At 43.8% G+C, this 11,930-nt stretch carries 9 protein-coding genes; 7 read left to right on the top strand and 2 right to left on the bottom strand.

Annotated features, from left to right (window positions below):
• Positions 1-15 precede the first annotated feature (15 nt).
• The 5 genes from ACP2AF_RS19275 to ACP2AF_RS19255 all read left to right on the top strand — a co-directional run bounded on the left by ACP2AF_RS19275 (position 16) and on the right by ACP2AF_RS19255 (position 7,267).
• A complete protein-coding gene (locus ACP2AF_RS19275) occupies positions 16-1,998 on the top strand; it encodes a DUF11 domain-containing protein (RefSeq protein ID WP_425237776.1) in 1,983 nt (660 codons plus the stop codon).
• Positions 1,999-2,226: 228 nt separating this feature from the next.
• Positions 2,227-3,153 carry a dihydrodipicolinate synthase family protein gene (locus ACP2AF_RS19270; protein ID WP_425237775.1) on the top strand — a complete coding sequence of 309 codons (927 nt, stop codon included), beginning with the start codon at positions 2,227-2,229 and terminating at the stop codon, positions 3,151-3,153.
• A 166-nt stretch (positions 3,154-3,319) separates the two neighbouring features.
• Complete coding sequence (locus ACP2AF_RS19265) at positions 3,320-4,903, top strand: aldehyde dehydrogenase (NADP(+)) (RefSeq protein WP_425237774.1); 1,584 nt, start codon at positions 3,320-3,322, stop codon at positions 4,901-4,903.
• Positions 4,904-5,004: 101 nt separating this feature from the next.
• Entirely contained in the window at positions 5,005-6,012 is a 1,008-nt protein-coding gene (locus tag ACP2AF_RS19260; protein WP_425237773.1) for a 4-hydroxyproline epimerase, read from the top strand.
• A gap of 1 nt (position 6,013) precedes the next feature.
• Positions 6,014-7,267 (top strand): NAD(P)/FAD-dependent oxidoreductase, encoded by a 1,254-nt coding sequence (locus ACP2AF_RS19255; RefSeq protein WP_425237772.1) that lies wholly within the window; start codon positions 6,014-6,016, stop codon positions 7,265-7,267.
• A gap of 15 nt (positions 7,268-7,282) precedes the next feature.
• On the opposite strand, the gene ACP2AF_RS19250 is transcribed toward ACP2AF_RS19255, so the two are convergent.
• A complete protein-coding gene (locus ACP2AF_RS19250; RefSeq protein WP_425237771.1) occupies positions 7,283-7,714 on the bottom strand; it encodes a YybH family protein in 432 nt (143 codons plus the stop codon).
• Positions 7,715-7,936: 222 nt separating this feature from the next.
• On the opposite strand from ACP2AF_RS19250, the gene ACP2AF_RS19245 reads away from it, so the two are divergent.
• Together ACP2AF_RS19245 and ACP2AF_RS19240 are read left to right on the top strand one after the other, a co-directional pair.
• On the top strand, positions 7,937-8,836 hold the full coding sequence (locus ACP2AF_RS19245) for a nucleoside hydrolase (RefSeq protein WP_425237770.1): 900 nt from the start codon (positions 7,937-7,939) through the stop codon (positions 8,834-8,836).
• Positions 8,837-8,980: 144 nt separating this feature from the next.
• Complete coding sequence (locus ACP2AF_RS19240; RefSeq protein ID WP_425237769.1) at positions 8,981-10,459, top strand: SLC13 family permease; 1,479 nt, start codon at positions 8,981-8,983, stop codon at positions 10,457-10,459.
• Positions 10,460-10,518: 59 nt separating this feature from the next.
• On the opposite strand, the gene ACP2AF_RS19235 is transcribed toward ACP2AF_RS19240, so the two are convergent.
• Positions 10,519-11,901: a Gfo/Idh/MocA family protein gene (locus tag ACP2AF_RS19235; RefSeq protein ID WP_425237768.1), complete on the bottom strand. Its 1,383-nt coding sequence runs from the start codon at positions 11,899-11,901 to the stop codon at positions 10,519-10,521.
• Positions 11,902-11,930 lie beyond the last annotated feature (29 nt).

Genomic DNA, 11,930 nt, shown 5'->3' with positions numbered 1-11,930 from the left:
AGTGATCTCCATTACTTGCCTCCTCTTAAACAGGGTCAGAACAACGGTGCAATCCAGCAGCAGGCCGTCTACCTCTCCACACCGGAGACCACTTCTTTTACGGTTAATGTATATCAGGGGACCAATGCCACGCCGGTTACTTCCTTTACAATTTCGAATACTAGTCCAGCCACATACAACCTTGCGAATGGTGATAATAATGTAACCTTGGTAAACAACACGAATACAGGTGTAACATTAACGAACAGTGGATTGCGTTTTGAAGCTCCGGGGGGCAACAGCTTCTATGTAAACTATAGAGGAAGATCAGGTTCCCAAGCGGCTTCGTTAACTTCCAAGGGAAGAGCTGCCTTGGGGACAAGCTTTAAATGGGGCGGTGTTCCCAACCTAGGAAGTCATGTTTCAAAATCCAATACTTTAGGTATTATGGCTACCGAGAACAATACCACAATAGATGTCTTTGGATATGATCCTGGTTGTGAATTTCGGGTAGGATCTAATGCTGCCGGAATTACTGCGGACACCTATCAAATTGTTCTGGATGCCAATGAATCCTTTGTCTTTGAAACCTATATCGGTAATTCCCCGACTCCGGCCCATGAAGATGGTTGGATTGGGGCCTCGATCGTTTCCGACAAGGATATTGTCATTAGTAACGGTTCGCTGAATTATGGGCGACAAGCCGGAGCAAGTAATCGGGATGCGGGGATTGATCAACCCGTACCCGAGAGCAGTCTTGGTAGGGATTATGTGTTTGTTCGCGGAAATGGAGGATCAGGTGGAGAGACCGAGTTTCCACTGATTATAGGTACGCAGAACAATACGGAAATCTACGTAAACGGATCGGCCACTCCCATAGCGACGATTAATAACGGCGACTATTTTGAGATACCCAGCAGCAACTATTCATCCAATTCAGTAGGGGCCAATATGTACGTACAGACTTCACAGGATGTCTATGCCTACCAATGTATGGCCGGTTCCAGCCAGGTCTATACGCAAGGGCTGAATTTTGTGGCACCGGTTAACTGCCTGCTACCCGATACAATGGACAACATCCCTGATATTAGGGATGCAGCAGGTATAAACGTTTCCGGAGGTGTTACCATAATTGCATCGACGACGACACCCGACGGCAATATTACTGTTACTGATGGAACGGGTACCGTTACTTTGCCTTCATCGAACACGGTGGCAGGAACTTCGGATTGGAAGACCTTCTATGTCCCCAATTTGACCGGGGATGTAAGCGTTCAATCTACGGGCCCTATTGCGGTCGGTTTTTTTGGTTTTAATGGGGCCAGGGGATTGGCCGGATATTTCTCAGGATTCGACACTTTGCCGAACGTAAATCTCCAGATAAGCGGTAGCAATTGTTTGCCGGGCTCTACTTTGGAAGTCTCTGGAGGCGAGGTTTTTGACGCTTATCAATGGTATGGCAATAGTGTTTTGATTCCGGGGGCGACATCATCTTCCTATTTGGCCACAACTGCCGGGGAGTATTTTTTGAGGGTCACCAAAGGTTCCTGTAGCTATGACTCCAACGCAATTCAAGTATATTACTGTGATCCTGACATTGTTTTGAATAAGTCAACTACAGATTTGGTAGTAAATGATGGCGATTTGGTGTCCTTTGATATAACGGTCGAAAGTTTAGGGTTTGATCCGTTGACAAATCTTCAGATTACGGACATATTGCCCAACGGGCTGGATTTTGTTTCCGCTACGGTATCAAAGGGATCTTTCAGTTATCCCAATTGGAGCATAGGAACAATGACAGGAGGTGAATTGGTTACTATGACCCTTGTAGCCAAGGCATACATTACAAATATTCATCTTACCTCCATGACCTACACCAACACCATTACGAATACCCAAGACCAAACAGATTCAAATAACACAGCGGACAATCCTTCCGTGGATGTACAGGTGAACCTTATACCACCTACAAACGTAATTACCAACAGGAGAATAACCTTTAGGACAAACAGAAACTAAATCAAGAATTGTAATTTGATTTGACCTTCCCTCTAATCCCCCAATGGCAAGACGTCTGTAGATTTGCACCCTTTCCCTTTCCAAAAAACAAGTAGAAGCCGGACAATGAAACTAAATTTATGCCCTTATCAAGAAAAGGATGTAAATATTTCAATTTTGAACCCTAGTTTCCTTGCGTATCTTTTAGGTAAGAATTAGTTTCACCATAAATTCCAATATAGTATAATCATGAAAGTACAATGGGAAGGCGTGATGCCTGCGATAACTACTAAATTCACCGAGGACGATACACTGGATTTAAAAATGTTCAATAAGAACATCCAAGCTCAAATGGATGCCGGGGTACACGGTATTGTTTTAGGAGGATCCTTGGGAGAGGCCAGTACACTCGTTGAAGATGAAAAGGAGGTTTTGATAAAGGAGACCCTACAAACCGTATCCGGTAATATACCTGTAGTAATGACCATAGCGGAGCAGGCGACCAAGGCAGCCATTGCAGCGGCCCAAAATGCGGAAAAGCATGGAGCAGATGCTTTGATGGTGCTACCACCTATGCGCTATAAGGCCACGGATCATGAAACTGTTGTTTATTTTAAGGAAGTGGCCCAAAACAGCAGCTTGCCCATAATGATATACAATAACCCGGTCGATTACAAAATTGAGGTAACCTGTGATATGTTCGAGGAACTGTTGGAGCTTAAAAATATTGGAGCGGTAAAGGAATCTACAAGGGATATCATTAACATTGGTAGGTTACGTAATAGATTTGGGAAGCGTTTAAAAATTCTTACTGGGGTAGATCCACTTGCTTTAGAAAGCCTTTTGCTAGGCGCGGACGGATGGGTAGCCGGATTGGTATGTGCCTTCCCTTCGGAGACGGTGGCTATTTATGAGCTGGCCAAAGCGGGCAAGATTAAGAAAGCCACTGAAATATACCGCTGGTTCCTTCCGCTTTTGGAGCTGGACATTAGCCCACAGTTGGTGCAGAACATTAAGTTGGCCGAAGTGGCTACGGGTATCGGTACTGAACATGTAAGGGCCCCAAGATTGAAATTGGAGGGCCGGGAACGAAATCGCGTTCTACAAGTTATAGATGAGGGACTTCGCACACGACCGGAATTACCGGAGTATAGGTCATTGGCCAAATCCCTCTAATAATCGAATTGGAATTTTAGGTTTTTCCAGTTACAGAAATCTAAAATTCAAACGACTTCATTGGCAAGATAAATTTTAGATAATGCACCTTCTTTTAGCATTTGTTTTTTATCTTCGACCGACTACACGAAATCGTTCACGGAAAATAATTTTATAGAGATTATTCATGATAACAGGGAAAAACTTTGTGGGTAACGAGCTTTCGGCCAAAGGTAATATTACCTATAGCACGTTCGACCCAAAATTGAACATACCGACGGAATGGAATTTTCACGAAGCAACGGATGGGGAAATCAATACTGCTGCAGAGAAGGCAAAATCCGCTTATAAAGCCTTCAGGAATACGTCTGGAAAACAAAAAGCTGATTTTCTTATTGCGATTGCCGAGGAAATAGAAAACCTCGGAGATGGATTGATACGGGTTTATATGCAAGAATCCGGACTTCCCGAAGGTCGTGCAAAAGGTGAACGAGGCCGTACCATGGGGCAATTACGGGCCTTTGCCGATTTGTTGAAAGAAGGTTCCTGGGTAGATGCTACCATAGATACCGCACAGCCGGAGCGTCAGCCTTTGCCTAAAACGGATATTCGAAAAATGTTGGTTCCTATTGGTCCCATAGTTGTTTTTGGATCCAGTAATTTTCCCTTGGCCTTTTCAACGGCCGGTGGGGACACGGCCAGTGCACTAGCGGCCGGTTGCCCTGTCATTGTAAAAAGTCATCCCATGCATGCCGGTACTGGAGAACTGGTGGCCTCTGCCATTATCCGAGCGGTTGAACGTACAGGAATACCGGATGGTGTCTTTTCCAATCTGAATAGTAGTGGAATTGAAGTGGGCCAAAAGTTGGTGATGCACCCCAATGTTAAAGGTGTTGGTTTTACAGGCAGTATCCGAGGTGGAACCGCACTGTACCAATTGGCCAATGAGCGCAAGGAACCTATACCGGTTTTTGCGGAAATGGGCAGTATCAACCCTGTTGTGGCACTACCGGGAGCATTAGGGGAAAACGGCGAAGATTGGGCAAAGAGTTACGCGGGCTCCATTACCTTGGGAGCAGGACAATTTTGTACCAATCCGGGATTGCTTTTAGGTGTTAAAGGCAAAGAATTTGAAGAGTTTGGTTCCATTTTGGGAAAAGAGATAGAAAAAATTGAACCGGGATGCATGTTGCACCCTAATATTCACAAGGGATACGAAAAAGGAAAAGAAGAACTCTCTTCCCAATCCAAAACTGAAGTAGTGGCTTCCTTTGATACGGAAGTACCGCCCAACTATGGAAAGCAACGGATATTAAAGGTAGACAGTTCGGATTTTATGGCCAACCCCAAATTGCATCAGGAGGTTTTTGGACCTTTCTCAGTTCTGGTGCAATGCGAGAACACGAATGAACTGGAGAAAGTAATCGATCTACTGGAAGGTCAATTGACGGGGACTGTTTTGGGAAATGAGGAAGAGCTGGAGAATTATGGCCCTGTTGTTGAGACGCTAAAGAATAGGGTAGGGCGTTTGATTTTTAATGGGGTTCCTACAGGTGTGGAAGTCTGCCCCTCAATGCAACATGGTGGACCCTTTCCGGCGAGTACCGACAGTCGTTTTACTTCCGTCGGAACTGCTGCTATTCAACGTTGGGTAAGACCTGTTTCCTATCAGAATTGGCCGCAAAAACATTTGCCGGATGCCTTAAAAGATGGTAATCCTTTGGACATAATGCGCTTGGTGGATGGAAAATATACTACTTCAAAAATTTGACTACTTGGCAAAAATCTTTATGGTTTTGGTGATTGGCGAAAGTAAAGGAACTATGCCATCTCCTAGATTAAATAGCCCAGTAAATTTTGACTTATTTCGACATGTCCGTACACAGATTTGATTGTATCGATGCTCATACTTGTGGAAATCCAGTAAGATTGGTCATGACCGGTGGGCCAAAACTAAGGGGTTCCAATATGGCCGAGAAGCGGCAACACTTCATAAAGAAATTCGACTGGATTCGAAGAGGGCTCATGTTCGAACCCCGTGGCCATGATATGATGAGTGGAAGCATCCTGTACCCACCGATGGATTCCAATAACGATGTAGGCATTCTTTTTATAGAAACGAGCGGTTGCCTACCTATGTGTGGCCATGGTACTATTGGTAGCGTAACTATAGCACTCGAAGAGGGCATTATTACGCCAAAAGTTCCGGGACAAATACGTTTGGAAACTCCGGCAGGTCTTGTTGAAATTGAATATGGACTCAAGGATACCAAAGTAGAATGGGTAAAGCTGACCAATGTGAAATCCTATCTCGCAGCTTCAGGGCTTACCATTACCAGTAACGTTCTAGGGGAGTTGGAATTTGATGTAGCTTACGGAGGTAACTTCTATGCCATTTTTGACAATCAGCCTAATTTTTCAGGCCTTCAGGATTTTTCGGCAAATGAATTGATACGATTTAGCCAAGAAATCCGGGAGAAAATCAATCTTAAATACCCTGACCGATTCATCCATCCCGAAGATAATACAATCAGGGATGTGAGTCACATCATGTGGTCGGGAGACACCCTATCACCGGATGCCACGGCACGCAATGCAGTATTCTATGGGGATAAGGCCATTGACCGATCACCTTGTGGAACGGGTACTTCCGCACGGATGGCCCAATGGTATGCCAAAGGGAGACTTTCCGTTGGAGAACCCTTTGTACATGAAAGTTTTATCGGATCCAAATTTGAGGGAAGGGTAGAGCAGGAAACAACACTGTTGGGAGAAACTGCCATTAGGCCTAGTATAAAGGGCTGGGCAAGAATCTATGGGCATAATACCATAACCATAGATGAGGACGATCCCTATGCTTATGGGTTTCAGGTAATTTGATATGGGAAAAAAAGTTATCATTGTTGGAGGTGGAATTATAGGACTGTGCTCGGCGTACTTTTTAAGCAAGGCGGGCCATGAGGTTATAGTAATCGATAAATCCAACATAAGTTCTGGAGCTTCCTTTGTAAATGCAGGGTATTTAACACCTAGTCACATTATCCCGTTGGCAGCACCAGGTGTTCTCATGCAGGGATTGAAATGGATGATGGACTCTTCCAGCCCTTTGTTCATTAAACCCCGTTGGGATCTGGATTTCTTAAAATGGTCTTGGTATTTCCACAGGTCTTCGACCAGGGCGAAAGTGGAAAAGGCCATTCCGGTCATTAAAGATATTAACGTATTGAGTAGGGAACTCTTTCAAGATATCAAGAACTCTGGAGACTTAGGTGATTTTCAGCTGGAACGCCAAGGATTATTAATGCTCTATCAAACAAAGGCCGCTCAGGAACATGAACTACTTGTAGCACAGAAGGCTGGAAAATTAGGTCTGGAAGTTTCCGAATTAGATGCTAAAGGCCTTGGACGACTGCAACCCGATGTGAAGATCGATGCGAAGGGAGCAATTTATTATGAATGCGATGGACATACTACCCCCACAGAGTTCATGCCCAAAATGGTAGAACATCTAAAACGTGTTGGTGTAAACTTGAAATTGGATGAAGAGGTACAGAATATAACGGTGAAGGGCGATAAAATAACCGAAGTGCAAACCTCGAAAAACGCCTATAGGGCAGATGAAATAGTACTTGCCGCAGGGTCTTGGAGTGGCAAGCTCGCCAAATTACTGGGAAAAGTTTTACCGCTTCAAGCGGGTAAGGGGTATAGTATAAATGTGTCTAGGGATACCGGAATTACCCTACCCGCCATCCTTATGGAAGCCAAAATGGCAGTCACCCCAATGCGCGGGTTTACACGGTTTGCAGGAACCATGGAATTCTCCGGTATAAACCACACCATACGTAAGGAGCGGGTACAAGCCATTGCCAAGGGTGCACATCGGTTTTATCCAGAACTTGAAATAACAGCCGAAGAAAAAAGTAAGGCCAAGATGGGACTACGTCCTGTTTCACCGGACGGGTTACCCTACATAGGCAAGTTCAAGGGCTTTTCCAACCTCATTATTGCCACCGGCCATGCCATGATGGGGTGGAGCTTGGGGCCTATAACGGGTAAATTTGTACAACAGCTCGTAGATGATGAAAAACCGGATATGGATCTTAACCCGTTTACCCCAGATCGAAAATTCAGTTGATTTCTTGAGACACCGTTAACAGGAAGAGTCACCTATAATTTTCCATTCACCGTTGATTCGTTTAAGAACGATCATAAAGGTTCCATTGGCATCGCCAACTTCTCGGGTCAAATGATATTCGCCCATTACCCAATAGGCATCTTCACTAATTTTTGAAATATCATGAAGCGTAAACGCAAGTGTTCCGGTATGGGCCTTGGTGGGATACCTTTCTTTATAACCATCCAACATGGCCTGATAACCATACCGTACATTGCCGCCCCCAAAATAGGCTACGGAATCGGATTTTTGATACCCTTCCATAAAACCTTCAATATCATGGTTGGACCAGGATTTTGCCTGCGTCTCCAAAAGATTGCGTATGGCAGCAATATCCTCTTTTTCCGAAACTTGGTGTTGACATGAAACTTGAATCAATATGAAGACTAATACAAATAGATTTTTCATTTTGGTTTTGCTTGATACGTTCTTGATTTAAAAATTTGCCCTTCCCCTAAACAGAACCAATTGCAGAACAAGTAATGGCTATGAACAATAAGGGTTAACTTGTTTTTGACATTTTCTGTTACAAAACTACCAAAACCTATTTTTTTGATATTATCCAGAAAAGCTTTTCTAAAAGTATTGGATATATTAGCGATAAACTAATAATAACGCACATTACCAACTATGAAACTTTACCTATTACCTCTATTGGCCTTTGTTTGTTTTTTCATATCCATAGGACAGGCCCAGGAAAAGACCAAGATCATTTTGGATGCGGATACGGCCAATGAAGTGGACGACCCTTTTGCCATAGTTCGTGCCTTTGCCGAGCCCACCTGGGAAATTCAGGCGTTGAATGCTACACAATGGCAGGCCAGCCAATGGACTTCGGATCGTAGTATGGAAGAAGGCCATAGAATAAACCAAGTATTGGCCGCCTATTTAAAACCGGAGAATACAAAACTTTTACGGGGAGGGCACAGAAGAATGTATGATTGGGGAGATATGGCCTTGCATTCGGCGGCTACCTATAACATTATTAAGGGGGCACATCTTCAGGCGGCTGGAGAAAAATTAACCATTGTTGCCCTTGGGGCCCTTACCAATGTTGCTTCCGCTGTTTTTATTGACCCTACCATCAGTTCAAAAATAAAACTGTATTGGTTGGGTACCACCTATGACTTTGAGAACAATATCTCCAAGCGTACCGATTTTAATCCCATGATGGATCCGCAAGCTATTGCATTACTATTATCCTCTGAGGTAGAAATGCATATTCTTCCCGTAAGTGAGGTGAATCAGATGAAATCCAAGTTTTCGGAAACCAAAGAACGTTTGGAAGGCAAGCATGCCTTGGGTGATTATCTGGTACAACATTGGTTTGATCATGATGATGGAGGTAGGGAAGAACGTGTGCTATGGGATATTGCCTTGATAGAGGCCATGTTACATCCAGAATGGGTGACCGAAGTGAAAGTAGATGTCTTTGAGAACAAAGACGTATACCTTTATAAAGATATTGACAAGGAAAAATTTCTAAACGATTGTTTTGATCGTATCGTGGCCAAGTTAGAAAAACTTTAATTTATCCCATCTTTAGTTTTTCGGTACCTGCTAGTGAAAAGAGCTGCTCGTACAATTTCAATTATAACGATTTTAGCAGAGCAAAGTACAAGCAAAATTTATGGTATATTTTCAAAACAATAGCTCGGGTTTTAAGTCACATCAATGAAATCTAGCAATAGAATCGGTCTCTGGCTTGGCATACTATTGTTTTTGGCAATCTTGGTCCTGCCTACTCCGGATGGACTTTCCTTGGAAGGAAAAAAGATGGGGGCCATTGCTCTATTAATGATTGTTTGGTGGGTTACCGAAGCTATTCCCATTTATATTACTGCATTTTTGCCAGTAGTATTGTTTCCTATCTTGGGTATTCTGAATTCAGCTGAGACTACCAAGGTCTACGGCCACGATTATGTGCTTATGCTTTTGGGAGCTTTTATCTTGGCCAAAGGTGTAGAGAAGCAAAATCTTCATAGAAGAATAGCGTTGCGTACCATAGGTCTTTTAGGCACGGGTCAACGGAAGATTATCTTAGGTTTTATGGTGGCAACGGCACTTTTATCCATGTGGATTACCAATATGGCCGTCGTTCTGATCATGTTACCCATTGCTACATCACTCATTAAAAAACAGAAAGGAAACAATGTAGGGAATTTTGGACTGGCACTCCTTTTAGGAATTGCTTATGCTGCCAGTGTTGGAGGAACCGGTACCCTTATCGGGACCCCGCCCAACTTGGTTTTTGCAGGATTAATGGACAAACTATATCCGGGTGCACCGGAAATCGATTTTGTGGACTGGATGAAAATAGCTTTGCCGCTGGTAATTATCTTCATTCCCGTTATTTGGGTCTATCTAGTCTTGTTCCTAGGAATACGAAAGGATGCAAAATTGGTCAATTTCGGGCTTACTAATGAAATAAATCGTTTAGGAAAAATGAGTGGTGGGGAGAAAAGAGTATTGATTCTTTTTTTACTTACTGCCTTGGGTTGGGTTTTTAGAAAAGACTTGATTATCGGCGATTTTGTTCTTTCTGGATGGGGCAGCCTTTTAGGAGTAGCGGATTATGTACATGATAGTACGGTGGCACTTTTTGGAGCTATCCTTTTGTTTTTAATTAGTGATGGGAAAGATGGCAAACTAATGGATTGGAGAACTGCGAGTAGTGTACCTTGGGGAGTGGCCATGTTCTTGGGAGGTGGCTTAGCCTTGGGTTCCGGGTTCAAAAGTACAGGTCTGGCGGAGTGGATGGGGAACTCTTTTTTAGTTATTGGCAACCTTCCTGAATTCCTGATCTTATTGGGTATTGTTGCCCTTATTATCTTCATTACAGAGGTAAATTCCAACACGGCTACAGCTACGATATTTCTACCTGTATTAGCGGCAATGGGGGTGGCAGGCAGCATAAATCCACTATTAATCATGGTCCCAGCAACCTTTGCGTGTTCTTTTGCGTTTATGATGCCTTCCGGTACGGGTACAAATACCGTTATTTTTGCAAGTGGCCGGATTCGAGTATCGGATATGGCAAAGACAGGTTTTTGGTTAAACCTCATTTGTATCGTGGTACTTCCGTTGCTACTATACTATTTTATATTGCCCATTATGGGTATTACGGTCGAACTCCCAATTTGGGCAGAATAAGTAATAGGAATCCAAACCGCTGCTGATTTAATCTAAAAGGCCGGGACCACAATAAGTGATCAGTTTTCAAATTGATCGGGATGTGGATGTTCCCAACCGCCCCGATACGGTCTTTGCAATAATGCTGTGGCTTCCGGATCGTTGACCACTATTCGTTTTTCCGGATCGTATACCAAGGGCCTTTTAAGATCCATGGCCATATTGGCGAGAATACAGCTGGCCGTGGAGATGTGTCCGTCCAAAACATCCGCCACGGGCAAAGTACCTTTATCGATGGCCGATAGCCAATCATTCATATGCCAACGCGTTGCGGGAGCCGCATTTAATTCAATATCTTTTTCGGTAACATCTTCCGGGTACTTCTCTTTCTCGTACAAAACATCAAAATGTATGGGTTCCTCATCATCACCATAGGGAATAAAATCCGCTTGCATGGTGCTCCCGGCCAGGGTTCCTTTGTCGCCATATAATTTAAAGGACCAAGGATATTCCGGATCTGCTGGAGCCCCCCAAGAACGATGTTGCCAAACACAGTTAAGGCCATCATATTCAAATACGGCACTTTGGGTATCCGCAATATTGGATTTTCCATCCTTCTGAACATAAATACCTCCAGTAGAACTAATTTTATTGGGCCAGCCCAAATCCAGCATCCAACGGACTGTATCCAACATGTGCACGCACATATCACCCATAATGCCGTTGCCATATTCCATAAAGGTACGCCACCATCGTTTATGGGGCAGGCCATCATATGGGCGTAATGGCGCAGGACCTGTCCACATCTCATAGTCCAAAAACTCGGGCACTTCCTGTTCAGGGGGATTACCGTTGGCCCTCATGTGAAAATAACAACACATTTCCACATGGGATATTTTCCCCAACAATCCGGCTTCTACAACCCGTTTTTTTGCATCGATGAGATGGGGGGTACTTTTACGCTGGGTACCAATTTGAACCACGCGGTTATATTTTCTTGCTGCGGCTACCAGGGCTTCGCCCTCCATAACATCCACACTGATAGGCTTTTGCAAGTATACATGGGCACCGGATTTCATGGCCTCAATACCATGTAATGCGTGCCAGTGATCTGGGCTTCCCACAAGGACCAAGTCCAAATCTTTTTTCGCAAGCATTTTTCGATAATCGGAGTAGAGTTTGGGTTTTTTACCTGATTTCTGGCGTTGGCTTACTAATTCTGCAGCCTCCGTAAGCAAGTTATTATCCGGATCGCACAGGGAAACCACTTCTACAGGAGCCACTTGAATCAAACGAAAAAGATCGCTCTTTCCATACCATCCCGTTCCTATGAGTCCAACACGGACCGGTTTTTCCTTGTTCATTAAATCAAAACCATACGCTCCGAAAGAGGAGAGCACCATGGCCGCCGTTGTACCTTTTAGGAATTGTCTTCTTTTAATGTTTGAATCTTTATTTGTCATTGTATCGGTTATCTGTTTGGTACTAAAGA

The organism is Ulvibacterium sp., from assembly GCF_965248315.1.
Lineage (GTDB): Bacteria > Bacteroidota > Bacteroidia > Flavobacteriales > Flavobacteriaceae > Ulvibacterium.
Note: the sequence above shows the minus strand (reverse complement) of the source record. Positions and strands in the feature narration are given on the sequence as shown.